This window comes from Paenibacillus sp. L3-i20 (assembly GCF_022180385.2).
In the GTDB taxonomy this organism is placed as follows: Bacteria; Bacillota; Bacilli; order Paenibacillales; family Paenibacillaceae; genus Pristimantibacillus.
Window position 1 is genome coordinate 2,194,954 of record NZ_BQME02000001.1, and the last position, 25,326, is coordinate 2,220,279.

General features: G+C 42.7%; 29 protein-coding genes. 13 read left to right on the plus strand and 16 right to left on the minus strand.

Features of this window, described 5'->3' with window-relative positions; genetic code table 11:
- Positions 1-68: 68 nt before the first annotated feature.
- From MFF31_RS10310 to MFF31_RS10320, 3 genes are all read right to left on the minus strand, one after another.
- The gene (locus tag MFF31_RS10310; RefSeq protein ID WP_238187921.1) at positions 69-839 is read right to left on the minus strand and encodes a hypothetical protein; all 771 of its coding nucleotides are present in this window, start codon (positions 837-839) and stop codon (positions 69-71) included.
- A 188-nt stretch (positions 840-1,027) separates the two neighbouring features.
- Complete coding sequence (locus tag MFF31_RS10315; protein ID WP_238187922.1) at positions 1,028-1,870, minus strand: hypothetical protein; 843 nt, start codon at positions 1,868-1,870, stop codon at positions 1,028-1,030.
- Between the two features lie 150 nt (positions 1,871-2,020).
- A complete protein-coding gene (locus MFF31_RS10320; RefSeq protein WP_238187923.1) occupies positions 2,021-2,587 on the minus strand; it encodes a beta-class carbonic anhydrase in 567 nt (188 codons plus the stop codon).
- Between the two features lie 246 nt (positions 2,588-2,833).
- On the opposite strand from MFF31_RS10320, the gene MFF31_RS10325 reads away from it, so the two are divergent.
- Positions 2,834-3,301, plus strand: coding sequence for an SRPBCC family protein (locus tag MFF31_RS10325; RefSeq protein WP_248565452.1), 468 nt, complete (start codon positions 2,834-2,836; stop codon positions 3,299-3,301).
- On the plus strand, positions 3,276-3,662 hold the full coding sequence (locus MFF31_RS10330) for an ArsR/SmtB family transcription factor (RefSeq protein WP_238187925.1): 387 nt from the start codon (positions 3,276-3,278) through the stop codon (positions 3,660-3,662). Before MFF31_RS10325 ends, MFF31_RS10330 begins: the two co-directional genes overlap by 26 nt.
- A gap of 146 nt (positions 3,663-3,808) precedes the next feature.
- On the opposite strand, the gene MFF31_RS10335 is transcribed toward MFF31_RS10330, so the two are convergent.
- The 6 genes from MFF31_RS10335 to MFF31_RS10360 form a co-directional block, all read right to left on the minus strand.
- Positions 3,809-4,654, minus strand: a complete 846-nt coding sequence (locus MFF31_RS10335; RefSeq protein WP_238188558.1) for a 1,4-dihydroxy-6-naphtoate synthase — start codon at positions 4,652-4,654, stop codon at positions 3,809-3,811.
- Between the two features lie 87 nt (positions 4,655-4,741).
- Positions 4,742-5,452: a futalosine hydrolase gene (locus MFF31_RS10340; protein WP_238187926.1), complete on the minus strand. Its 711-nt coding sequence runs from the start codon at positions 5,450-5,452 to the stop codon at positions 4,742-4,744.
- 71 nt (positions 5,453-5,523) lie between these two features.
- Entirely contained in the window at positions 5,524-7,818 is a 2,295-nt protein-coding gene (locus MFF31_RS10345; RefSeq protein ID WP_238187927.1) for a PAS domain S-box protein, read from the minus strand.
- A gap of 64 nt (positions 7,819-7,882) precedes the next feature.
- Positions 7,883-8,380, minus strand: a complete 498-nt coding sequence (locus MFF31_RS10350; protein WP_238187928.1) for a hypothetical protein — start codon at positions 8,378-8,380, stop codon at positions 7,883-7,885.
- Between the two features lie 60 nt (positions 8,381-8,440).
- Complete coding sequence (locus tag MFF31_RS10355; RefSeq protein WP_238187929.1) at positions 8,441-8,944, minus strand: hypothetical protein; 504 nt, start codon at positions 8,942-8,944, stop codon at positions 8,441-8,443.
- A gap of 239 nt (positions 8,945-9,183) precedes the next feature.
- Positions 9,184-9,780: a hypothetical protein gene (locus MFF31_RS10360; protein WP_238187930.1), complete on the minus strand. Its 597-nt coding sequence runs from the start codon at positions 9,778-9,780 to the stop codon at positions 9,184-9,186.
- Positions 9,781-10,041: 261 nt separating this feature from the next.
- Between MFF31_RS10360 and MFF31_RS10365 the strand changes: the two genes are divergently transcribed.
- The 3 genes from MFF31_RS10365 (at position 10,042) to MFF31_RS10375 (ending at position 12,437) form a co-directional block, all read left to right on the plus strand.
- Positions 10,042-10,191: a hypothetical protein gene (locus MFF31_RS10365; RefSeq protein WP_238187931.1), complete on the plus strand. Its 150-nt coding sequence runs from the start codon at positions 10,042-10,044 to the stop codon at positions 10,189-10,191.
- Positions 10,192-10,546: 355 nt separating this feature from the next.
- Positions 10,547-11,080 (plus strand): YceI family protein, encoded by a 534-nt coding sequence (locus tag MFF31_RS10370; protein ID WP_238187932.1) that lies wholly within the window; start codon positions 10,547-10,549, stop codon positions 11,078-11,080.
- A 223-nt stretch (positions 11,081-11,303) separates the two neighbouring features.
- A complete protein-coding gene (locus MFF31_RS10375; RefSeq protein ID WP_238187933.1) occupies positions 11,304-12,437 on the plus strand; it encodes an amidohydrolase family protein in 1,134 nt (377 codons plus the stop codon).
- A 50-nt stretch (positions 12,438-12,487) separates the two neighbouring features.
- Here MFF31_RS10375 and MFF31_RS10380 read toward each other — a convergent pair whose 3' ends face one another.
- The 3 genes from MFF31_RS10380 to MFF31_RS10390 all read right to left on the minus strand — a co-directional run bounded on the left by MFF31_RS10380 (position 12,488) and on the right by MFF31_RS10390 (position 15,631).
- Positions 12,488-13,036 (minus strand): NADPH-dependent FMN reductase, encoded by a 549-nt coding sequence (locus MFF31_RS10380; protein WP_238187934.1) that lies wholly within the window; start codon positions 13,034-13,036, stop codon positions 12,488-12,490.
- A 256-nt stretch (positions 13,037-13,292) separates the two neighbouring features.
- A complete protein-coding gene (locus tag MFF31_RS10385) occupies positions 13,293-13,949 on the minus strand; it encodes a response regulator (protein WP_238187935.1) in 657 nt (218 codons plus the stop codon).
- The gene (locus tag MFF31_RS10390) at positions 13,946-15,631 is read right to left on the minus strand and encodes a GAF domain-containing sensor histidine kinase (protein WP_238187936.1); all 1,686 of its coding nucleotides are present in this window, start codon (positions 15,629-15,631) and stop codon (positions 13,946-13,948) included. The genes MFF31_RS10385 and MFF31_RS10390 overlap by 4 nt, the downstream gene beginning before the upstream one ends.
- A 370-nt stretch (positions 15,632-16,001) precedes the next feature.
- Between MFF31_RS10390 and serS the strand changes: the two genes are divergently transcribed.
- Entirely contained in the window at positions 16,002-17,288 is a 1,287-nt protein-coding gene (gene serS / locus MFF31_RS10395; protein WP_238187937.1) for a serine--tRNA ligase, read from the plus strand.
- On the opposite strand, the gene MFF31_RS10400 is transcribed toward serS, so the two are convergent.
- The gene (locus MFF31_RS10400; RefSeq protein WP_238187938.1) at positions 17,279-18,133 is read right to left on the minus strand and encodes an aminoglycoside 6-adenylyltransferase; all 855 of its coding nucleotides are present in this window, start codon (positions 18,131-18,133) and stop codon (positions 17,279-17,281) included. The genes serS and MFF31_RS10400 overlap by 10 nt on opposite strands.
- Before the next feature lie 347 nt (positions 18,134-18,480).
- On the opposite strand from MFF31_RS10400, the gene MFF31_RS10405 reads away from it, so the two are divergent.
- Both MFF31_RS10405 and MFF31_RS10410 read left to right on the plus strand, forming a co-directional pair.
- Positions 18,481-18,654: a hypothetical protein gene (locus MFF31_RS10405; protein WP_248565453.1), complete on the plus strand. Its 174-nt coding sequence runs from the start codon at positions 18,481-18,483 to the stop codon at positions 18,652-18,654.
- A 295-nt stretch (positions 18,655-18,949) separates the two neighbouring features.
- Positions 18,950-19,600, plus strand: a complete 651-nt coding sequence (locus MFF31_RS10410; RefSeq protein WP_238187939.1) for an rRNA methylase — start codon at positions 18,950-18,952, stop codon at positions 19,598-19,600.
- 178 nt (positions 19,601-19,778) lie between these two features.
- On the opposite strand, the gene MFF31_RS10415 is transcribed toward MFF31_RS10410, so the two are convergent.
- Positions 19,779-20,501: an amino acid ABC transporter ATP-binding protein gene (locus MFF31_RS10415; protein ID WP_238187940.1), complete on the minus strand. Its 723-nt coding sequence runs from the start codon at positions 20,499-20,501 to the stop codon at positions 19,779-19,781.
- The gene (locus tag MFF31_RS10420; protein WP_248565454.1) at positions 20,494-21,987 is read right to left on the minus strand and encodes an ABC transporter substrate-binding protein/permease; all 1,494 of its coding nucleotides are present in this window, start codon (positions 21,985-21,987) and stop codon (positions 20,494-20,496) included. Before MFF31_RS10420 ends, MFF31_RS10415 begins: the two co-directional genes overlap by 8 nt.
- Before the next feature lie 325 nt (positions 21,988-22,312).
- Here MFF31_RS10420 and MFF31_RS10425 point away from each other — a divergent pair, with 325 nt between their 5' ends.
- The 4 genes from MFF31_RS10425 to MFF31_RS10440 are packed head-to-tail and all read left to right on the plus strand — an operon-like array spanning position 22,313 to position 24,560.
- Positions 22,313-22,651, plus strand: coding sequence for a hypothetical protein (locus MFF31_RS10425; RefSeq protein ID WP_238187942.1), 339 nt, complete (start codon positions 22,313-22,315; stop codon positions 22,649-22,651).
- Positions 22,606-23,433, plus strand: coding sequence for a membrane protein insertase YidC (gene yidC / locus MFF31_RS10430; protein WP_238187943.1), 828 nt, complete (start codon positions 22,606-22,608; stop codon positions 23,431-23,433). The genes MFF31_RS10425 and yidC overlap by 46 nt, the downstream gene beginning before the upstream one ends.
- Before the next feature lie 38 nt (positions 23,434-23,471).
- Positions 23,472-24,206, plus strand: coding sequence for a pirin family protein (locus tag MFF31_RS10435; protein ID WP_238187944.1), 735 nt, complete (start codon positions 23,472-23,474; stop codon positions 24,204-24,206).
- 27 nt (positions 24,207-24,233) lie between these two features.
- Positions 24,234-24,560 carry a hypothetical protein gene (locus tag MFF31_RS10440; RefSeq protein WP_238187945.1) on the plus strand — a complete coding sequence of 109 codons (327 nt, stop codon included), beginning with the start codon at positions 24,234-24,236 and terminating at the stop codon, positions 24,558-24,560.
- Positions 24,561-24,630: 70 nt separating this feature from the next.
- Here the strand turns inward: MFF31_RS10440 and MFF31_RS10445 are convergent, their stop codons facing one another.
- A complete protein-coding gene (locus MFF31_RS10445) occupies positions 24,631-24,759 on the minus strand; it encodes a DUF4023 domain-containing protein (protein WP_375541285.1) in 129 nt (42 codons plus the stop codon).
- 333 nt (positions 24,760-25,092) lie between these two features.
- Between MFF31_RS10445 and MFF31_RS10450 the strand changes: the two genes are divergently transcribed.
- Entirely contained in the window at positions 25,093-25,299 is a 207-nt protein-coding gene (locus tag MFF31_RS10450) for a cold-shock protein (RefSeq protein ID WP_197937092.1), read from the plus strand.
- The last annotated feature ends 27 nt before the right edge of the window (positions 25,300-25,326 follow it).

The window sequence follows — 25,326 nt, forward strand, 5'->3', positions numbered from 1 at the left end:
GGATATCCGCTGAATGATAGTAATACGATCAATGTGATGAAAGATAACGTTTCCCTTTTAAGGGTGAATTAAGAGAAGGGTGCGGTGTCACCGCCGCTCCCTTTGGCTTCCAATCCGTATCGGGATACAACATAAGAGAACCAACGTTCACCGTCTGACTCGCCTTTATTCCAACGTTCGATAAATAATACCTCGTATTTCTCTTCTCCTAACTCACTTACTCTCGTCACACGTGTTACCGAATAACCATCAATCTCGATAATGGTTTCACCGACGTAATTAGGATAACCATCACCGGGACGATCTTCTGCTGTCACGTATGCCAGTGCATTTACTTTAGTGAAGGGAAGAAGTGCTGCTGGAGGTGCAGGCGGTGGAAGTAAGGCAGCTGTCACAATAGTGATGACGATAGGAGAAATAACTAAAGCTAACCAGACCTTCTTGCGATGTCTATTTGTTTCGATACGGATCAATAATTGATCGATTAAGAAATAGACAAAAGATGTAGCTGCGGTCACATAAATAAACCAATTCACATCAATCAGAAGGGCAAATAATGCGCCGAATACGACATGGCCGATGCCTTGTGTAATAATTAAAGGCCATCGTTTAGTCATTAATTTAGGTAAACCAAATTCTAGGGCAACAGATATTAAGGAACCATAGATGAGTATAACCGGAAACGCAACGAGTCCGGAGATAGAAATCCAGCTTAGAAATTTATCGATTTGATATACTTCCCCAAATACCGGCAACATGCTTATAAGTGGAATGCCGACTACAAGAGCGAACGCAGCGATATAAGTGCTCAGAACCTTTCTTCCAAATACGTGTAACATTTCTGTCAGTCTCCTTTATACGACCTAACTATCTGTGGATTTCATCAACCATTATTTTTTTGAATAGAGGCTCTAACTGCCCAGTTTACAATAGCTGATAGTATGAGGATAGAGGTTAACCAAAATAGTCCCCCCATTAGTGCATTGGACAAGGATGAGTATTTGACTGTGACAGGCACACTGCACCTCTACTGATTCATACTTATTTTCAAACGTTCGGCCGTCCATGGCAAATTTAGATTTCGCAGTTCCTTACAAAGCAATTGCAATGCATCAGAATCGGTTATAAATTGTTCTTGATAGTCTCTTATGAAGGCGAACTTAGCTTCTTTACTAGCAGAAGCTAGAAAGTCGGGCAACAGCGTTGCGATATCATATGGAATCTCATCATTTTGCCAGGGGTGACCGACAAAAGGGCAATTTGATGATGAGGATGGGTCTGGTAGAACTCCTAAACGATTCACCGTCCTTAACGCAACTTGTGCAAGCCGCTCTGAACGCAGCTCTTCTATGTACTCGTAAGGATTTTCAATTAGAGGTAAATTAAATCGTTCACTAGCAAGCGTTCTAACTACTTTCTTCTGCCGGAGCCATTCTTTCTTATCAAAATACGGGTCTTCTTGATCCGCATTATCTCGGCGCAGAGCCTCCAAGTAACTTTCCTTCGATTCGAAGTAATTTAATAATAGCGTAACATGCTCTGAAAATTGAATAGAAAAGAAATCGCGTAAATTTCTCGCGACTAACCACACGCAGTTTCCAAAATCCATTGGTGATACGCATATAATAGGAGCTTCCTCTAAATTAACTACTCTCCCGAAGTCTGTAAGTATCGCATAATGGATACCATCGCCTCCAGTATAGCCAAATGTAATAGAATCAGCTGGCGAGCAGAAGTAATGGCCACAGCCAGTTTCTTGAACGCCCAATTGCAAACCCGAGGGCCATGTTAAATCTGGTACAAGCGAAGCGACTTCTTTTTCCCAAGCTATAATATCTCTTAATAAAGCGGGAATCGATGGGGTTGTCATAGGGAAAATCACTTCCTTCGTTTCACAAATAATTATGTTGATTATACTTAACTAGACGGTATTTATCTTTGAAAAGTTGTAAAAATGCGAGACAATCATAAGCAAACAAAAAAAACGAGTGTTTTCCCCGCTAGAGGAAAACGCTCGTTTTTATTCTTCTCTATAATCCTCAACGAGGACTTCAAGCTGACCGGTATCGGGGTGAATGAGAAAGCCGTGGACAGGAATATCCTTTGGAAACAGTGGATGATTGCGGATCATACGAACACTGTGCATAACGCCTTCCTCAGAACTGCTGAATCCGCGAAGGAATTTCTCCATTTTTATGCCTGAATTTTCAAGCGTCTGAATAGCGAGCGGATCGATGCCATGCTCACTGAATTTTTCGATCAAACCTTTAGTGTCGAGGTTTGTCATGCCACAGCCATGGTGACCAATAACGAGCACCTCTCGTGCTTCGAGTGCGTAGACCGCAACAAGAATACTGCGCATCGCACTTCCGAATGGCTGCGTCAGAATGGCGCCTGCATTTTTGATGAACTTAGCATCTCCATTACGCAAATTAAGCGCTTTAGGAAGCAGTTCAACGAGTCGTGTATCCATGCAAGTAAGAACGGCAATTTTTTTCTCAGGAAATTTATCGGTTAAATATTCCTCGTATTGCTTTTCTTCAACAAATTGTTTATTAAATGCTACAAGCTGAGACACTATAGACATGGGCGTCCTCCTTCAAAATAATGGTGAATCAATTGGATTCGTCTCTGTACAAGTGTACATACCAAGTGGGCATGTACCGCTCAACCCTTGTATTTATTATTCATATTAAGGTGCCATTCGTCAATTAAAGGTTTTGTTGACTTGCAATCAAATGGTATCATATAATCGTAAAAGCGAAACCAAATGGTTTCATATTAACAGCAGATCTACAAAGTAAAATATAAAGTGACATAAAGCGGAGGTTGGATGATGAGTAATAACGATAGAAATGAATCACAAGCGATGTTGCCTGATGTGGTGAAGGAAATTATAATTAATGCGCCAGTTGAGAAAGTATGGAAGGCAGTTTCGTCATCGGAAGGAATTGCAGCATGGTTTATGCCGAATAACTTTGAACCGGTGGTTGGATTCCAGTTCCATGTGGATGCAGGTCCATTCGGCAAATCACCGTGTCAAGTATTAGAGATAACTCCCCCTAATCGACTATCATTTAAGTGGGACAAGGATTGGATCATTACATTCCAGCTTGAAGAGATGGAAGAAGGAACTCGGTTCACACTTACACATGGCGGATGGCTATCAGAAGGTGTAACAGCCTTTAATGAAAAACACGACGTTGTTCGTGATCGAATGGGCAATGGCTGGGTAGGAATAGTGAAGAAGCTTGCTCAATTTGTGGAGGAACAACATGGCGGAACCAGCCCAGAAGCATGATGTTTTTCAAGCGATAGCCGATCCTACCCGAAGAAAACTGTTACAACTGCTCGGTGACAAGGAGATGCCTGTTACAACCATAAGCGGACATTTTCCAATGACCCGAACAGCTGTGTCTAAACATCTTCGAATTTTGGCAGATGCCGGTCTGGTTAAGGATCGTAAAGTAGGCAGAGAAACAAGGTATACACTAAATGCAGAACCATTACGTGAGCTTGAACGATGGCTCGCATATTACGAGCGCTTCTGGGATAACAAGTTATCCATGCTGAAGCATTTAGTGGAGTCGGATGGTTTAGATAACTCTCAGCCAACCAATTTAGAGAACGGAAAAGATGATAAACAGGTGCGTTCTGAATAAAGAAACTGATGAGTCTGAGCAAAAAAATGAGAGAAGTATAATAGAAAATCCTTTTCATAAATAAATGGAATGATCCTCAAAAACACAAAAACGGTCTCTATGCGCTCATTTGAGCCGATGGAGACCGTTTTTTTAAGTACTACCAATTAGCGCAGCAGGCTGAGATCGAAGGCAGGTACGAGTCCTTGAGCAGCAGCACGTCCTAATAATGCTTCAATTGCTGCGTATCCATCTTCGCCTAAATCGCGACTAAAGTTGTTCACGTATAATGCAATGTGTGATTGTGCCACCTCAGGTGAAAGTTCCTGCGCATGATCCATAATATATCCTTCAGAAGCAGCTGGATTACTCCAAGCGTAGTCAACAGATGCACGAATCCAGCCGCTGATGGCTTCACTATCGAGCGATCTGCGGGCGATAATAGCACCTAGCGGTATCGGGAATCCAGTGTCTGTTTCCCACCAGCTACCTAGATCAGCAAGCATTCGAAGTCCGTAGGTCGGATAAGTGAAGCGGGCTTCATGAATGACAAGCCCCGCATCGATCTTGCCGTCTCGGACAGCAGGCATAATTTCATGGAATGGCATGACGACAACTTCCGGAGCACCTCCGGGAACTTGTTGCTCCGCCCATAATCGGAACAGCAAGTATGCTGTAGAGCGTTCGCTTGGAACAGCAATACGTTTGCCAGATAGTGCAGCGGAAGTAGGTTCAATGTTACCATCAATTGAATCTCTTGTGAGAACAAGCGGACCGCATCCTCTTCCAAGTGCGCCACCACATGGCAACAATCGATAATCGTTTAGTACCCATGGCAGAGCGGCATAAGAGATTTTCATAACCTCAGGTCCTTCTGAGCGAGCAGCAAGATGATTAGTTATATCAATGTCAGCATAAGTTACGTTCAGTTCAGGTGCGCCTGAGATGAGGCCATGAGCCCAAGCATGGAATATAAACGTATCGTTGGGACACGGAGAGTAGGCGATGTTTATGCTCGATTTGTTAGTCATATGTTTGTGAACCTCCTCCAAAATGATGCTAACTTAATAGGTAATCAGTAAACGATATGCGCAATGCAGTTACTCTGGGAAAAGTAACGCAATCGCATAGCTGGCATCTTCAAGTGCCTTTAATGCGTCACCGATTCGCCAAGCAGAACGGTTACGAGGACCAACAGGATTCGATATGGCCCGAAGCTCCGTTACAGGGATGCCCTGTTGTTGTGCAGCAATTGCGACGCCATAGCCCTCCATACCTTCGCCTGCTGCGCCCGGCACAATTCGTGAACGCAGCTCGGCTGTGGAAGCTGAGCCAGTTGCTGAGGAAACTGTGATGATAGGTGCGAATACGCAACTTAGTCCGTTAAGCTCTAATGCAGATAGGAGCTGCGAGTTCCATTCATCGCTGACAGCTACCCGAGCGGAGCCAAAACCAAGCTCATCAACAGATAGAAATCCGTCCTGCGTCTCCGCACCAAGATCAGCCGCGACGATAATAGTAGCGAGAACAAGCGACCCGATGCTGGCACGCAGAGGGAATCCGCCGCCAATACCCGCACTAATAACAAGCTCATAAGAGGTGTTAGCAAGTGTAATCGCTGTTCGTGCAGCAACGGCAGCAGGCCCTACCCCCGCAGCAATTACATCAATTCGGGAGGCGGGAGCCTTAGCGACTCCTCTTAATATCGCATCTCGTTCAGCGTCCACTGCTGTCACGATCAGTAGGCGACTGCCCACGGGCTGTATCTTTCCACTATTTAAATCATTAGAAGCATATTGCTTGAATGACATATTGCGAATCCCCTTTAATGTGCAGATATATCAAAAACGTATGACGTAGTGACTAGTGTTTAAGTGGATTATTATTTTTCGTTAGGCAAGCACATAGACTGCACAGGCACAGGAAAACGAATTTCCACGCACGTCCCTTCACCAAGCTTACTATGATAACGCATGCTGCCGTTGTGAATACCGATAATTTGTTGGCAAATCATGACGCCGAGACCGTTACCGCATTCCTTTCTCGTAAAGAAGGGCTCTCCAATGCGCTTCAAATCCTCGTCTGAGATGCCTTTGCCTTGATCGATGAAATTAATAATAATTTCCTGGTCATCAAAGCTCTTTAGCTCGATGATTAACTGTCCGCCATCAGGCATTGCTTCGAGCCCGTTTTTTATTACATTAACAAACACTTGCTTGAGCTGGCTTACTGCGCCCGGAATAGTAGGTATTCTAGTCAATTGTTGTACGATAAGCTCGACGTTATAAAGCTTCGCTTCTGAATCCATCAGCATAACAATATCTCGGACAAGTTCATTTAACTTCATACAATCATGACGAACAGCTTGCGGCTTAGCAAGAACAAGAAATTCGCTAACTATCATATTAATTTGATCCAGCTCAGATAACATAAGCTCTAAATACAATGGCGACAAAGAACCTGTTCGCTGATGATGCTGAACAAATCCTCTTAGAGTTGTTAATGGGTTTCGTACTTCGTGCGCCACTCCTGCTGCTAGTTGACCGACGACGGATAGTTTCTCTGAACGTCTAATCATTTCTTCGGATTGTTTCCGAGAAGTTATATTACGGGAGATCGATGCGATAGCGATAATGGCTTCCTGTTCATTTCGAATTGCAGAAATCGTAATGCTGATGTCTATGCTTTCGCCTGTTTTTGTATATCGAATCGTCTCATGATCCGTAACGGATCCGCCACCAATAATCAATTTGATAAGATCATCATAAGACTTACGATACTCCTCTGGAATGATAGGCAGAGGCTGATCAATTACTTCATCTCTTCGCCAGCCATAGATTGTTTCAAAAGCTTTATTGACTTGGATGATATTCCCCTGCAAATCAATGACATGGATTGCATCTGAAGTATGATTTACAAAGGATTCTAAATATTGCTTCGTTCGTTGCAATTCACTTGCGGTATGCTTGAGTTGAGACGTATATTTATTCAGCTTAGCTCCCATCATGTTGACACGTGTAGCCAACAATCCGAACTCATCGTTATTTTGAATAATGGTAGTAGCGCTTAAATTACCAGTAGCTATAGCATTAACTGTTTTTAAAATCTGATTAAGTGATCTCATCATATAACCAGCTATAAAGTAACTGGAAACCATCGTAATGAGAACAAGACCAAGCGAAATAAAAGCATGGACGACAAGTTGTCGCTTCAAAGGTTCAAGAATCATCTGCTCATCGAAAGCTACACTAATGACGTAAAGCTTGTCCGCATGAATAGGGATGAAACTCCGAAGCATGTGTTTACCGTTCGAAATATGACTGCTAGTTATTATCTCGCCCGTTTTAAGCACTTTTTGGATTAAAACTACGTCTTTTGCAGTGTTTTTATAATTGTACGTACCAAATGGAATAGCTCTAACATCTAGGTTATGAACAGGTACACCTTTTTTCATCTTAATAATGGGCTTTGTACCGAAATGAATGGGATCGATGCCTGTTATTTCTAGAAGTGCAGGCTGCTGACTAATAACTTTTTGAATGACGTCATTTGTACCGTTAATGAGATCATATTGGAAGTTTTTATCCGTATTAATAATGGTGTTGATCATGTAATTCGTTGTGCCATCGTAGAAATAACCCCACTTATTAATAAGTGTAGGGTCGGATACTGCGTAATTGATTGGTCCTGCCCAGAAGTGGGGCAGTGCATGTCCTTGCGGTATGTCAACGCTCTTAAGATCAAATAGCTGCAGAAATGCAGTGTTCCAATAATCCCAAGATTTAGAGCGCAGATTGATTTCATCCGGGTTAGAAGATTTAACCGAGACAGCTTCTTTATCTCCGAGCTGCCATAGAGTAATCCCATCTAACTCTAATTGAGTGCTTAGTGAAACTAACTGCTCGTTTGTTACATCCTGAATATCAGGAGGCAATGCACCTTTTGCTGCAATAGCTGCGAGGCGAAGTTTAATGCCAAGCTCCTGATCCATCGTGTTTCGGGTTTTCTCCAATGTTTCAAGAGTTACAACGATTTGTTTTGCAATTGCCTGCATCTGACCTTCATATGTGGATTCCTGAGTTACCTTCGATGACATATAAGAAAATACAATATTCAATAATAATATGATAGCAACAATAATGGAGATGGAAACGGATAGTTTTGCTTTTATGGACAAGAAATTTCCTCCCGAAGTCTAAGATGTATGTTAACAATTAGACATCGGGAGGCGGAATTCCTGTCTACTCGCGTCGAAACTGTTCGTCTAGTAAATATTGGACGGATTCATCATAAGTTTCGAAAGCCATTTCAAGGTCTTTGCCTGCATAAACGTACCAGAGATCATCTTCCAGAAGCAAAGTGAGGCGAGCGTTGCCTGGTCCTCTCCAAAATTCTGCTCGTGAAGGCTGGTAGTTAGCCTTATCTACAATTGTTGACATATGGGTAGTACTTTCATTAGATGCGCCAGACAATGATGCTATAGATCTGGCGATTAATTGGTGAAGCTGTTCTGCTTCAACATCACGAATATTAACCATGCCTTTGGCATCTGCTGATGCCTCATTCAATAGTCCGGCGAATACGAAGCCGTTGCCATTCGGGTGCAAGTGATAAACGACTGTTTTTTTCTCATGGACGCTATCTTCATAATGAAAGTTTACGCGGCCAAGCGAAACGTCCTTCCGCTGGAGTTCAGGAAAGGACGTAATTATTTCAAGCTTTTGTTCAAATGTAAGCATATTGCAGGGTAAGCCTCCTCATTATAGGTAACGATGGATTTGACGATTAGTATACTCGTCTTAGTCCGTTTTCTTTCTTAATGTTAAAATAGCAGCTCCACCTACGATAAGGAGTATAGCGAAGTACGGCTGCTCCGATAACACGTTGTTAAAAAGTGAACCAAACGAAAAGACGATAAAGAATAGTAGAGAAAGTACCGTCAAAATGTTAATGGGTATAAGCAGCCATTTGTTGCGATTGCCGAACCAATAAAATTCAAGCAGGCCAACTGCTGGTGCAAGGATGAAGCCCGGCCACATGATATGCCAGCTATTGAATAACATAGCAATTTGACACACGATGCCGACTACTATTAAGATACCGCCTGGAATTAACAGCCCGACTCCTTTTTTTCCAGTCATACCGAAATACAACCAGTGGAAGAATAGACCTAGAGGAAGCACGAACATGGATGGCCAAAAGTAAGCAAATATTTTGCCGGGGCCAAAAGTTTCACCTTGATTAAGCAATAACACAATACCGAGCAGCAGCAGGAGAGACCCGCTAATTGTCTTGATTTTCATACCAATGAACACTCCGTTCCTTTTAAATTATAATGGATCATAATAAACAATCAAAGCATGTCTTTATAACAGGTCATTAATAGTATTATAGTTGTAAATAATAAACGAAATTATTTCGCCTACTTATGTTCCAATCAGGGATATAACGGACTAAGTATTTCTGTTAATTGTAACATAGAGTGTTTGGGATTCGTTGTAAAAAACAGTCTTTTCCACAAAATAATCAGCCGTTATTTATTCTAAATACTATCCGTATTGAGCGACCCCTCAATGGAAACTGTCGCCTTTTGATTACGGTATGATTGATATATCCATAACAACGCGCCTAAAGCAAAGAGGATGATAAGCGGCAGTATCGCTCCGAGCCATTGAAATGGCGCTGGTGGTGAGATTATAAAGTAGAAGTTGCCTAAGGCGAATACTGATGTAATTGTAAAGGGAGCTACAAGTGCACCACATGATGCATGTCTTCTACGTGCGATATCTAGTGTTCGTTCACTTTGGCCTGCTGTTCGTTTGACCAAAAGACGCAGTCTAGGCATACTCAGTCTCCAGATGAGCACCACCGTTAATAGTGCTAGCGGAGCACGTAAGAGCAGTCGATCCATCCATATGAGGGGGTGTGCGACAGTTGCTAGGATAATGTCGGTTGCAATAGCAATGAGGGGGAGAATAGTTAGACTAATGGCCCAAAATTTCATTTTGCGTGCTTTGTGATAAAGTTCCTTCTCTGTACGGCTGTAGATAAGTTTGGATGCTTTATTGCTGGCAATTAGGCTCATAATAAGCAGAAGTAGCAAGGCCCCTTGCTCGATTCCAGTAAGTATGCTGTACATTACTTTCGTTCCTCCTAGATCAGTATCGAATCAATAATTGAACCGTTCGTTTATGTATACTAATCGTAGCCTTTGCAGTGTCCGCTTAAAACCTCCGAGAGTCTTATCCTTAACCTAGACTTGAGTCGAGGTATATAAAAATAAGAATATGCGGGTGATACACCTTGCGGAGAAACTTCCTATGAAACGACATTTTACACCTCTTGTTAGTTTCTATGAAAGCGCTACAATTAAAATACAATATGCTAGGAGGTGAAAAATATGAGCCAAGAACAAGAAATTGTTCAAGAGAGCGTGGAAGAAGTAGCTGAAGTAGAGGCTGCAGATGTAGTTGAAGCGGAATTGGAAGAAGCGGCAGCCGCGGTCGAAGCTGAGGAGTCATCCGAAGAAGCAAGTGAAGAAGCGGAATAATTATTTTAATACTAATTAATAAGACTCTTGCGAGTTTCTAATCGTTAGTAATGCGTTAGCATACTCGCATGTTAAGAAGTTTTTTTGAAATAGAGTGCAAGAGAGGGACATATTCAGTAAGTAGAGAAACGATAGGCCTCGGATGCCGGCGCGTTTCTACTTAGAGGAGATGTCCTTTTGTTATTTGTACAGGAGCCATCTGATTAATAAGGGAGAATATAGTTTAATAGTACATACAGCGCTAGTTTAGAAAGCAGTTGACAATGAAATGTCTTTAGTTTAAGATAAATGTATAATATAAAAAGTTAGTTAATTAATTTAAGTTAGTTAATAAAAATATATGGAGGTTTTTATAATGACAAAAAAACAATGGGCAGTAGACGCATCACACAGTGCAATCGATTTTTCGGTAAGACATATGATGATTTCGAAAGTAAAGGGAACGTTTCACACATTCGACGCTAAAGTTGAAGCAGATGTTAATGACCTGACTTCGGCGGATATTTCTTTCACTATTAATTTAAACAGTGTTGATACTCGTAATGCCGATCGTGATGCACACTTAAGAGGTGTAGATTTCTTCGACGTAGAAAAATTCCCTTCACTTGCTTTTAAAGCTATTTCAATTGTGAAAACGGGTGAAGGTGAGTATGAAATTGCCGGTGAAGTAAGTCTGCATGGTGTTACTCGTACTGAAACATTCGAAGTGACTTACGAAGGTTCAGGCAAAGACCCATGGGGTAACGCAAGAGCAGGCTTCAGTGCAAAGAGTACAATTAAACGCAGTGACTATGGTTTAACGTATAATGCTGCATTGGAAACAGGCGGCGTGCTCATTGCTGATGATATAAAAATTTCGTTAGAAATTGAAGCTGTTGAGCAAGTGTAATATATATAATGTAAGCAATGGGGTTGTCTCTATTGTGAACTGTACTCCTAATTGTTAGTTTGATCTAGCAAAAAGGGTACAGCTCATAGCGGAGCGGCTCTTTTTTTTGTATCTGTGGAATGAAGCAGCGATTACAGGTTTATATATGTAACTAATTTACACATTTTATGTCGAATGGTATGATCTTTTCGATACGATCATGAATAGTTAAGGGAGCATAGATGTGGAAAACTCAAAGGGGATACGGATTGCTAAGCTGGTTATTAGCTTAATTGCTATCATTGGATTATTAGTTTATTCGAAAGAATTCTTTTTGGATGAAGTAGATGAAAATTCAGGATCTGAACAAGTAAACCAACCAGTTAGTGAATCGACGGTATTACCAGTATTAAGCCCTGTGCCTGCAGCTAAAAAAACCTTGGAGGAACTGGTGGCGGCTTACGGGGACATTCCAATAATTGATGCACATAACCACAATGCAGGCAGCTCAAAATATAATGCAATGCTGGAAGTATGGGATAAACATAGCATTGACCGAGTTGTTTTATTCGGAGCTGTATCCGAACCCGTTGCTGTCGAAACTGATCAATTGGCATGGAGGGCTTATTTGGAACATCCAGATCGGTTTATTCCTTTTTTCTCTGGTGTCAATTTGTTGGAGGAGTCGGGAATCGAGACGGTGAGAGCGAATTTGGAGAAGGGTTATTTCGGAATCGGTGAAATTGCAGCCGCATCGATACATTCTCCATTGCTCGCCAATGTACCGTGGAAGACAAAGCATCCAATGGACGGTGTATTACCGCAAATTTATGAACTATGTGCAGAGTATAAAGCCCCTCTCCTTCTACATATTGATCCACTGAACGGTGTAGTTATTGATAAGTTGCTTGAGGCAGTAGAGAAGTATCCGGACACTACATTTATTCTTGCACATGCCAACGCATATAACTCTCCAGGTCATGTAGAGTTGTTGCTTGAGGGACGTCCCAATCTTTACGCTGATTTTTTTGCAGGATTTACTGCGTTCAACAAGGATAGCGAATACACGCTTGAAGATTATGTACCCGTTATTAAAAAGTACCCGGATCGTTTCTTGCTCAGCACGGATTCAGGCTTTGGGTTAGAGAGTGAGGAAGTTGCAATAGAGGCGGTATATCAGCTAATCGATGCACTTGATGATCGTGAGCTTGCTAAGCAAGTAGCTTATGACAATTTAGATGCTTTAATCCAGCAGCAGCCAGTAACAGCGACGCAACTTGCGGCTATAGATGCGCTGAATCTTAAGGAAGTGGACAGGCCAGATATGAAATCATTATCTAAAGTAGAAGCAGCCAAAATCATATATGCAAAACAATAAAAATAGGGGTTGTTATACCAAGAACCAACTTGGCATAACAGCCCTATTAGTTAGCTTCTTATTCGGCTTGCTAGTTCCAAGAATGAATAAGTTACACGCTTAATTCGTTCGACAACTTCGCCGCCAGCCCCCTCGTGATCGGTATGTGATTCAGCGAACCAGTTGCGCTGAGCACCGCCGATTGAAACCCATTCTGCCGAATTAATGCCATGAAGGTTGCGGACAATCGACTGAAGTTGTTGTAAGGAGCTTGTTCCAACAGCACCTCCTGCTGAGCTCATCGACAATATAGCTTTCCCACGGAAGTGATCCTGACCAAGATGATCAAGTGCATTTTTGAGTACACCCGATATACTGCTATGATACTCTGGTGTAGCTAATACGATAGCTTCGCTTTGATGCATCAATTGTTGAAATTCAACAATCGTTTCTGTGTTTTCATATTCATCATCTGGCGAATAGAACGGCAGCGGCTTCTGATACAGATCAAAAACTTGAGCGCGGTGCCCCTTTTCTGCAACGATTCTCCCAACAAATTCGGATAAACGAGTGCTTGTAGCATCCTTACGATTACTTCCTGCCAAAATAACGATGTTCATAGTAATGTTCCCCTTTCTTTTTCAACCGGCTATTGATCTGATGTAATCGTAACATGACTCTAAGAGAGTAGCGTCAGCATATGGATTGATCTTTATAAGGAAAGAACATTCAACTTTTGGCTGAATGTTCTACGACTTTAGTATGAGAGTTAAAGAGGAGCGCGTGGGAGGATGAGAACTGCCTAGTCTCGATTAGACTTCAATGATTGCTAACGTCACGTATATGTTGTATTGCTAGTTTTTAATACATGCCAAACTATCCATGCAACCCATGTTTTAAGGCGTACAATGCCGCCTGTGTTCGGTCTGACACACCAATTTTGCTCAAAATATGACTAACATGCGTTTTCACCGTTTTTTCCGTAATCACTAGTTCCTCTGCTATTGAACGATTGCTCATGCCAGAAGCGATCAATCGAAGCACATCATGTTCACGCTTAGTTAGCTGTTCATATGGTTGTTGCTTCTCACTTGCGTTCTCCTCCTGATAGAGTGAAATATATTGATTCATTAACTGACTCGCAATGTCGGGATGAAGCTCCACTTTCCCTTCATGTACCCGGCGAATGACGGAAGCAAGCTCATCTGGTTCAATATCTTTTAGTAGATAGCCCTTTGCTCCAGCTCGAATAGCGGGCAATGCGTGATCTTGATCAGAGAAAGAGGTGAGGATGATTACTTTCACATTAGGGTGTGAGCGCGAAAGTTCTTTTGTCGCTTCGATACCGCTCATATCCGGCATTCGTATATCCATCAAAACAATGTCTGGTGCTAGCTGACTTACGAGCTGCAATGCTTCAATACCCGAAGATGCCTCGCCTACTAATTCAATATCTCGTTGTGAGGATAAGAACATTTGAAGACCTTTTCGCACCATTTTGTGATCATCTGCTAATAAAATACGAATGCTCATAAGCTTTTATCCTCTCTTTTATTCAAAGTAGCTGCTATTGGAATAAACACTTCTAACAATGTTCCTTCATTAAGTGTACTGGTCAGCTTCAATCGTCCACCCAATGAATCAACTCTTTCTCTCATTATGGATAGACCTAGACCGCCTGTTGCCGTTGAGTCAGCTAAGCTCATCCCACAACCCTTGTCCTGTACGACAAAAATGAGCTCTCCATTATGGATAGACAGTGCCATCTCCACACGATCGGTTGCAGCATGTTTTGAAATATTATTTAACGATTCTTGGCCGATGCGCCATAGTGTTTCTTGGATAAGGGGAGAAATCTCTTTAAGCTGCTCGCAAGTGCTCATATGTACCGTAATACCAAGACGTGTTCCATACTCCTTTAGTGCCGTAACAATACCATTATTTAAAGTAGTCGGTCTGAGTTGCAGAATAAGGCTGCGCATTTCCTTTAATGCTTCCTGCGACATGCTGCCCATGTCAGTGATGGCATGGCGAGCTGCTGCAATATTTTGCTCAAAAAGAAGTGCGTTAGCTCCTTTGGCTGTCATACTGATTGAAAATAACATTTGCGAAACAGAATCGTGTAAATCTCTTGCAAGTCGATTACGTTCTTCGGCTCGGATAAGCTCTCTGCGCGTTTCTTCCATCTCTGCTTGCTGGCACGCTGCTTGGATGTGTTCTACAATTCCACAAAGAGCATCTCCATCTACACCCGATAGGAAAGGTGGCCCTGAACATCCGATAAGTAAGTAGATGTCCGCTGACGAATCTCTATCAGACATTTTTGTGGCGAGTACTGTATGGATGTTAGGGGAGTGGTCTTGCTTACCCCAATGCTTAATTAATGTACCTGCAAGCTCGCTATGTACTTGGGCGAAGCGTTCGTTATTCCCAATAGGAGTCAGCCAATCTGCTTCTATAGGAGCAGAGACAGTGATGCCGTTCAGCATTATTTTGCCAGAGTAAAGAGCTTGTAGTTGATAATATTGGTCACTCTTTGCTAACAGTGTTATACCCCGCCAGTCAAAATGAATGGTTAGTAGCTCTATCGCACGCTCTATGAATTGATTATGGAGCAGTCCAGCGCTAATAGACGAATTGAGGGAACGACTGAAGTGGCCAAGACGAGAGAACAGCTCAGCTCTTCGTTGTTCGATCTTATGAAGTCGCATTCTTTCTACTGCAACACCGATCTGATAGGCAACAGATTGAAGTAATGCCAGTTCTTCGAGTGTAAAATGATCCTTATTCGCCGCACCTACATTGAGTATCCCGAATTTGTATTCCCCAATCTTCAGTGGGACAGTGGCATGATGGGTGAAGCCGCAAGTATCGCCGCTGTTTACTTCTCTTGCATGCCTAAGCCTGCGACAACTTATAATATTGACAGCATCGTTTAACTGTTCATCATGATATTGGTCCATGCACCAACAAGACCCGCATTGCATAAGCGTTTTTTCATTATGAAGCAGTCCAGGCGGAAGATTGCGATCGGCAGCAAATGTATATTCACGATTGTCCTCGATAAGAAAGATCCATCCAAAAGTAAGTCCTGTTACATCAAGAAGTTTCTCAAGTACAACTTCAAGCATGGCGAAAACGTCATTGGATTGATTGAGAGTCTCTGCGATCGTTTTGAGCGTCGTAAGCTCTTGAATATGGGAGAGTGGTTTCAATGCGAAATCCTCCTTTTGTATCGATGGATATTATTTACAATATACCGTGTAATTCAAATGAGGGGAACAACGATTGATTTGTGCTTGCGTTTGATATGTGGCATAAGTTACAATATGGATCAACTTAACATTACTATTATGCCAGTGAAGAGTATCCAACTCGGAGGCGTTCTCGTCAAGGGGAAACCAGTCATATGGTCAGCTCCCCCTAAGTTTACCGGAATCTGCCCGTTATCGCGGAACAAAGAGGATCAGACTGTAGTAGTTGTCTGTCTGATCAATTTGGGTGGCACCGCGAGATAAACGCTCCTCGTCCCATGTGGGATTAAGGGCGTTTTTTGTATTTTCCAAAAAAAGGAGCGCGGGCAGAATGTTGGACATGAAATGGATTAGAGAGAACGCAGAAGAGGTACGGATAACGGCGGAGCGCAAAGGAATCGACATATCGGTCGATGACCTTCTTGAGCTGGATGAACGGAAAAGAAGGCTTATCCAAGAAACAGATGGACTACGCGAGAGACGCAACAAGCTATCGCAAGAAATTGGACGATTCATGTTGGAGAAGCGGGTAGAGGAAGCAGAAGTAATTAAGGTTGAAACAAAGGAAGTTAATGAGCGACTTAGTCTACTTGATTGTGAACTTAAGGCTGTGGAAGAACGATTCGTGGCTCTCTATGAGTTAGTTCCTAATCGAGTATCGCCTGATACACCAATTGGTCGTTCGGATGCTGACAATGTTGAACTGGCGAAAGTCGGGGATCTACCTTGCTTCGATTATGAGATAAGGGACCACATAGCGCTTGGTGAACTTCACGATCTTATCGATATACCAAGAGGTGTAAAAACCGCTGGAAGCCGTCACTACTATTTAAAAGGTGCAGGTGTGTTACTTCATCGTGCCGTTCAACAGCTAGCACTGGATCTGCTCATCGAAAAGGGCTTCACCCCGATGGAAGTGCCGCTTATGGTCCGGCCGGAAGCGATGAGCAACACAGCCTATTTCCCACTCGGGAAGGATCAAACGTATCGGCTGGAAGATGAAGAAAGTTATTTGGTTGGAACATCGGAGGTTCCACTTGTAACCTTCCATGCCGGTGAAATTGTCGATGTAGAGAAGCCGATTAAGCTTGCGGCAGCATCGATGTGCTTCAGGAGCGAGGTAGGCTCGGCGGGACGGGATGTGCATGGACTGTATCGAGTCCATCAATTCGCTAAGGTCGAGCAGGTCGTCATCTGCCGTGCAGATCCAGAGCTATCGGATGCTATATTAGGTGAGATAACAGCAAATGCAGAAACGTTGCTCCAACTGCTCGAATTGCCCTATAGGAAAGTAGCAGTCTGTACAGGCGACATGTCGCAAAAAACGTATAAGCAATATGACTTGGAAACATGGATGCCAAGCCGGGCGGCCTACGGAGAGACCCACTCGTCGTCGAATCTCCATGCGTTCCAAGCTCGCAGATCAAACATTCGTTATCGTGACGAAAATGGAACGTTACGCTTCTGCCATACGTTGAACAATACAGCTGTGGCGAGCCCGCGCATTCTCATTCCGTTGCTTGAGAACCATCAACGGGAGGACGGCTCGATATATATACCCGCCGCACTAAGTCCATATATGTATGGGAAGACGGAGCTTATTCCCCCTCAGCTTTGAGGCAGTGATTGAATGTGCTTTAAGTAGGCGGTAACACGCTGATCCTCGCCTTCGTTGTAGTTGAAGCCATAATGATCGGCAACAACGGAGGCAGTTTCACGGAACAAATCGCCCATCGCAAATAAAGAACGCCAGATGTTGGCTTCGTCGGCATCTGGAAACGTACTAACAAATCTCCGCCAAAGAACGGGCGGCAGAAGCTCCTCATAGTATTTGCCCAGCTTGCCGGGATTGCTTTCGTAATTTGAACTTACACCAATGTACCAATCCAGCATATAGATCAACATCTCTCGTACAGGTCCCTCTAAATGAAACTTCGAATAATAGAGTTCGCCACGCCACAACCCTTTCGCTATATAAGTGTTCACCCACCAAAACTCATTGCAGCATTCTAAGAAATGTGCGGCCGTTGGCGGCTTCGTTCGGTAATCATTGATAGATGGATGTGGAAGTGTACCGATTCGGTTATCCTTATCCAGCAGAACTAAGCTAAGACTATCATGGTGCATACCCTCAAGTTGCTCTACTGGCGATAATGTAAGATCGATGCGATTGCCATCGGTGAACTGCATCAGGAAGGCAAAGCTTTCACGTGGTTCATCCTGAATAAGCATGCCATCATCAGGCGTTTGCATAATGAGAATATCCCCGAAATGCTGCACCCATTCACGATTCTTCGTCCACTCCCGCACATCGGTAACAAAATACACAATATCATAATCTTGAAATCTGTCCCTCACAGCATGGGGGTTAATCCGTGAACCATTCATAATAACCGCTCGTATGCGGGGCTCCTGCTCTGCAAATCTCATAATCAGCCGCATCATTTCTTCTTCTGTACGCATGATTTATAGCCTCCTTTTGTACATTTTTACATTCGTTATAGCAACAATTGTAATGAGTTTAGCAAAGCAATGATTATACGTCGAGACATGATTTTTATAGAAAAACAATAGCGTTGCATTAAATTGTGAAAAATAACCTAGCCGTTTAGCAAGTCCAAGAAGCAGGCTCTCATATGCGTCATGTGAAGGCTTGTGAATATCGACTACTGTATGATGAAGAACAAAACCGGATACAGGGTGGAGGGATCTTTAACAGAATTCAAAGCCGAATGATATAATGGCGGTAATTAGTAAGACGGTTGCCATTTTCCCTTTAATAGATTTTGAGATTACTACTTAGAGTATAGGTGAAGTTAGTCGCAGATGAAGGTAGAGTCGTCGCAATTTCATTTGTTATGTCATGGTATGCTGATTTTCCTCCTGAGAAATGGATCGATTATAGTGGAAATACAGTTCATGTTAGAGTAGACTTTTCAGCTGTACAAGAGATTTCACTTTCTTCAGGCAAAAAAACTATATAGGGGATATTGAAATCTTCAAGGATGAATCGGAGCCTATTATTGTTAAAATTAATGGAACGTTTAACGTATTAATTAAAGCAAAATATGCGTTTGTTCAATCGGTTACTAGTTATTGCAAGGAAGAAGCATCATTATACGAATTGTTTTAATTCCTTTCTAGGTTCGATAGGAATAGATCGAATGCTGAATGAGTTCATAGTTCAAAAAAATTTTTTGATACGAAATATAACGAAAGTCTCAAGCAATCAGTTCGTTATGGTTAAAAAGTCTATAAAAATTAGGGGATAATGATCTTATGAGGGTTCATGGTTATAGAGTTACTACGGGAGATGATAGGCATCATCATACTTTTGGTAGTGATTCATGGAAAACTCCGATCTGTCCAAACTGTGGTACTAATGTACACTTCATCTTTAATTTTGAACTTAATGATAATAAACTCTCAACATTATCAAATGATCAATTGGATAGTATACCAATGGTTTCTTGTTTAAACTGTTCTTCATATTGGTCGACGCAGGTGTTTAAAATCGAACCTAGAACAAGGGAGATTATTATTCTTAAACAAAATGACAAGGACAACTGGCTTAGTGATGAAGAAGATCGTCTCCCTTATCCATTGCCATTCACTAAAGTGAAATTAGAAGAATTATATGAAACGGACACTCCGACAGGAGAATGGGATTCGGACAAGGCTTTTGAAGACTTTGGCTCAGAATATATTTGTAGAATTTTAGGTGAGCCACTTTTTGCAACAGAACCCATTCAAAAAAAGTGTTACTCATGTAATGAAGATATAGAGTACATTGCAACAATTTGTAGTGAGGATTTTGATTCAGAAGGTTTGGTTCACGAAGGATTTAGTTTCAATTTTGGAGAATCCTTTCTTTATTTTTATTTTTGTAAATTTTGCAGTCTCCTACAAACAGAAATGCAGAGTACATAAAAACAATAGGTGCGAATAGCTAAGAGGGCTGAATGAAAGCAAGATATCATTCGAGGAAATTGACGTGATGTGGAAATGATAAACTTCAGAATTGTTCAATCTATTCCTGCGAAGTCATCTCCTCTTCCAAAACAAAAAGAGGACGGCACTCCGCCGTCCTCCCTCATAACCCAAATCCCTACAAAACCTGCTCCAAAAATCGAGCTGCCCGCTCGCTCTGCGGCTGGGTGAAAAACTGCTGTGGAGCGGTCTTTTCTACTAAAAGTCCGTTGTCCATAAAGTAGATTGTGTCAGCAGCCTCACGAGCGAACTTCATCTCATGTGTAACGATGAGCATCGTCATGCCAGAGCTTGCTAACCCTTGAATAACAGCAAGCACCTCTTTGACCATCTCTGGATCAAGTGCAGATGTTGGCTCGTCGAATAACATAATGTCTGGCTCCATGGCTAGACTTCGAGCGATTGCTACACGCTGCTTTTGCCCGCCGGATAGTCTGGAAGGGTAGCTGTCTGCTTTGTCTGCAAGACCTACTCTCTCTAGTAGCACCATCGCTTTATCCTTAGCATCAGCAGGGGATAATCCTTTTACTGTGCGGGGTGCAAATGTAATATTGTCGAGCACAGTCATATGTGGAAATAGGTGAAAGTGCTGAAACACCATGCCAATCCGCTGACGAACAGCTCCAATATCGGTTTGGCGGTTAGTCAGTTCCACACCGTTTATTGTAATGCTGCCCGAGGTAGGCTTCTCCAGCAGATTCAAGCATCGAAGGAAGGTGGATTTACCAGAGCCTGACGGTCCGATCAGAGCAACGACCTCTCCTTGTGCCACCGATGTAGTAATACCTTTGAGTACCTGGTTCTTGCCAAAGGATTTAGTAAGTTCGGTTACTTTAATCACTGCGACGCAGCCTCCTCTCAAGCAAATGCGCAAATGACGTTAAAATAAGGACAAGCACATAATAGATCGCACCTGCGAATAACAATGCCTCAAGCGCTCGGAATTCCGTTGCCTGAACAACTCCTGCTCTGCGCATTATATCTTGCACACCAATGACGGATACAAGTGATGATTCTTTGAGCAATGCAACACATTCATTAACAAGTGCAGGCAATATTGTACGTATGGCTTGCGGCAAAATAATTTTGAACATCATTGTCCAGTAAGGGACACCTAGCGCCATAGCTGCCTCGCGCTGGCCTTTGTCTACTGCCATGATGCCACCACGAATCGTTTCTGATAAATAGGCTGCAGAGTTTAAACCAAACGCTAAGCCTGCTGCCAGCAGTGGGGAAATATCATAATTGAACAGCTGCGGTGTTGCATAATAGATCAGGAATAACTGCAAGAGCAGCGGTGTTCCACGGAAGATAGATGTGTATGCAGTCGCAAACCATTCAAGCGGTTTGATACCCGATATTTTGAATAGGGAAAGGATAGTCCCCCAAACAAATCCGAACAACGCAGACACAAACGTGAACAATAGCGTTACATAGACACCCTTCAATATATAAGGCATGTAGCCCTTAAGGATGCTGAAGTCTAGGTTAAGCATCGAACCCTCTTTTTTCGCTTCCTCCGTCGCAAACCACTTATTAACGATCTTATCCAGCTCACCGTTCTGTTTCATTTCTTCCAATACGCCATTAAAGGCTTCGACGTGAGTAGAGCCTTTAGGGAAGGCAATCGCATAGCCATCTTCCACGTTGCTTGGTGGAAGGAAGTTCATGATAAGATCAGGATTCGCCGCAACCATCTCGACAGCGACGGCGTCCTCGACGACAACAGCATTAATGCGGCCTGTCTTCAGCTCTTGGATTAAATCAGGAATGCGATTTAATTTTGTAAGGGCTACGCCTTCAAGCGTTTGAGCGAATATGTCCTGAGTAGAACCTAGTTGTGTACCGACTTTCTTACCGACCAACGAATCAACTGTTTCTAATGGAGCACTCTTTTTCGAAACGATCGTATTACGAGCGACATAGTAGGTCGATGAGAAATCGACATTTTTTTTACGATCATCTGTGACAGACATTGCAGACATTACAAAATCGACACGTGTTGTTTGCAGGGCAGCGACTAAGCCGTTAAAATCCATGCTGGCGATTTCCAGCTTATAGCCTAGCTGCTCCGCAATGTGTTTGGCGATGTCGATGTCCATGCCAACAATCTCGCCGTTATTTTTTGCATCTACGTTCTCATATGGCGGATAATCAGGAGAAGTGCCCATAACGAGCGTTCCCTTCTCACCAGCGACCGGGGTCGTTTGTTCTACAGCGGCTGAAGCGACTGGCACTAGGTTGCTGCTAATGGTGTTATTTAGCCAAACACCCGAACCGATGATCGTCACAATTAGAACGATAAGCAGCATATACATTTTTTTCATGAATGATGTTCGCATAAGGCCTCTTCCCTTCTTGATGTCTACTTGAAATTGAGTTGTTTTAGCCAAAGTTATTGTATTAAAAATGCGACTTCAATAATTGATTTCACTTAATAGTGTATAATTATGCAGTCGAGAGTATAGAGCATACCATATTCGATACAATTGCAAAAGTATGTTCTAACCAGTGTGAAATATTACCAACTGATTTAGTAGCTGTAGTGCTGGGTTTGAAGGTATTGAATAAACATCAACATATTGAAACCTAATAAATTTTTCATGGTATAATTAATGAATAAATAAGATCGTGACGGGAGGAGGGAATGCAATGTTTGAATTAGAATTGCAGGAATGGATACCTTATCTATTTTCCATTAGTTTGTTATGTACGTTTGTATATGCGTATGCAACACATCTACATGACAAATCGGTAATGACGTATGACAGAGCAGCAGTCGAAGAAGTGCGACTAGGCGAATTGCCGCAAGTTATCCATACAATCACTGCAGTTCATAAGTGGCTAATTCGTTACATTAAGCGCAAAGATGCACCTGATGATGACGAATCGGAGTGTCTGTACTCGTTTGTTTCATGGAAAACAAACAAACGAGGAGGCTATTCATGCCACGTATTCAACATATTAAATTCCCTGCCAAAGCACGTTTAATTACTATACTGTTCGTATTTGCTGCGTTATTCATGCTTGGAGGCTGCACGCCAGCTTCGGGAACCATTGATGCAGAGACGCCTGGAGTATTTAATCATTATGTGATATATCCCTTATCTCAAGTAATTGGATGGACGGCAGGATTGTTTCATAATAATTTCGGTATCGCAATTATAGTTATTACCATTGCTATAAGAATTGTATTATTCCCATTAATGCTTAAGCAGTACCGTTCTCAGCAAGCTATGAAAGTGAAGATGACGGCTCTAAAGCCGGAGCTTAAGGAATTAGAAGCGAAATATAAAGGTAAAGAGGACGCAGCATCAGTGACGAAGCGCCAAGAAGAGATGATGCAGTTATATGCGAAGCATCAAGTGAATCCTCTTGCGATGGGTTGTCTTCCGATGCTCATTCAATTACCGATTCTAACAGGACTATATTCAGCGATTCGATTAACTCCTGAGCTTGCATCGCATTCTTTTCTTTGGTTTAAGCTGGGAGAGCCAGATATTCTTCTGCCGATTATAGCTGCGGTTGTCTATTTCATACAGTTCAAAGTGTCCCAGCGTGGGGCAGATTCGGATCAACCAAAGCAACTTGCGATGCTTGGATATTTGTCTCCAATACTTATGGGAGTATTCGCGCTTTGGGCGCCAGCTGCTATATCGTTATATTGGGTTACTGGTGGTCTATTCATGATTGCACAGTCGTACTTGTTGGGTAAGTTATATCCTAATAACGTTTCGCCTTCAGTGACGAAGCCAGTAAGTAGTCAATCTTGAAGGGTTTAAAATATTGTTCGATAAGAGGGAGAATGAAGATGATTCATATATTTCCTGCATCGGAGCGACATATGACAGATCTAGGCTGGCTGCGCAGCCAGCCGCTCTATTCATTTGGAGATTATCAGGACGCAGAGCGCAACGGCTTTGGTGTTATGCGCGTTTGCAATGATGATTATTTGGCACCGGGAAGAGGTTTTGGTGCTCATCCTCATAGTGATATGGAGATCGTATCTATCGTTCTGAATGGCAGCATTAGACACGAAGATAATTTAGGAAATACTGTCGTGACGGAATTCGGAGAAGTACAGCGAATGTCGGCGGGCAGCGGTGTCATTCATACAGAGTTTAATGCGTCGGAAACGGAAGAAATGCGCTTGTTGCAGCTATGGTTTATGCCACGGGAGCGTGGACTTGCGCCGAACTATGAAGCTAAGCAGTTTAATCTGGATGGGCTTATTAACGAATTGCTTCCAGTCGTAACTGGAAACGCTGCTGGAGAACGAGTACAAGGAGAGATTGCATCCATTAATCAGGACTTAACGATCTATTTAAGCAAGCTTGAAGCGGGTAAGTCGCTGGTTGCTGAAACAAAGCCTGGGCGAAAGCTGTTTCTCTATACGATTGAAGGCAGCATTGGCGCAGCGAATAAATTAGCCGAGGATGATCTAGATTTGCTTGCAACGGGCGATACTGCACATATCGAAGATACGACAGAACTCACCCTTACAGCGGTGGAAGATACTTTTTTTATGTTAATTGATTTGCCGTAGTAGAGCTTGCATTGGGGGTTAGCACATATGAAGCAAACGTTGCTGGTAAAACATGCGGTGAGCGGCCGAATGTTTTTTGATTCCAAGACTCAACATGTTGCCTATACTCTAACTGAACAAGGTGATGGGTGGCTGCTGGAGATCGAATCGCCAAAAGATGAGAAGGTAGAAGCGCTCATACAGGTTAAGGAAGAGCTTAATGTGTTTATCTTCACAACCTATGAGGATCAGCCTACACTGAAGACTTGGTATTATGTGAAGGATGGACCAGTACAATATGACATAGACAGGGAGCGTCTTGTCATATACGCCCATTCTCGAATCGAATATTATCCGCATGAATATGCGCAATGAACCAAAAGAGGCTTCGCCATTACAGCGGTGAAGCCTCTTCTGTCGTTTTGGGCTAATTGTTTGTATTATGTTATTTGTTTGTACTGTGTTGTTTGGTGGATAACCCCTTCGCAGGAGTGCCGTGTCCGAAGCGACGTTTGTTGCGTTCCGCTTTTTGTTGTGTATCTTTAACCTTGTCAACGAAGTCTTCTGTACTCATAATTTCTCACCTCCTATACTCAACTATCCCCCAGTTGTGTCTGATCAATTCTTAACGCGTACACACAAAACGAACATCGTTTGCCTTATCTGGGTGAACATGGTACAATAACTGAAATTTGAAAACATTATCCTGTTGTTGTGAAAGGCAACAGAGCCGCATAGACAAAAGCTGCCCTTGGACCTCGTGTTTAAGGCAGTTTTCCGTTTTGGATTAAAAAAGCGGCACTGTTAGTCCTCAATGCAGCGGGAAGGGATCACTTTTATTTCTGAGATGCAGACGTATGACGACTCCTTGTGTTACACGTTTGCGCTAGTGCTAAGGAGGCTGACCATGTACAATCGTAAAAAACCGCTAGAGGAAATTCCACAGGAAAACACGAAGGTATGGACATGCGAAACTGAGGGCTGCAACAGCTGGATGAGAGATAACTTTTCATTCGAGCAAGTCCCGAATTGCATCATGTGTGACGCGCCGATGGTAAGCGGCGAGCGAATGCTCCCGACTTTGGTTAACACCACGGCAGAATTAAAGAGCTGATCGAATATACATGCAACCCTGCGAGCG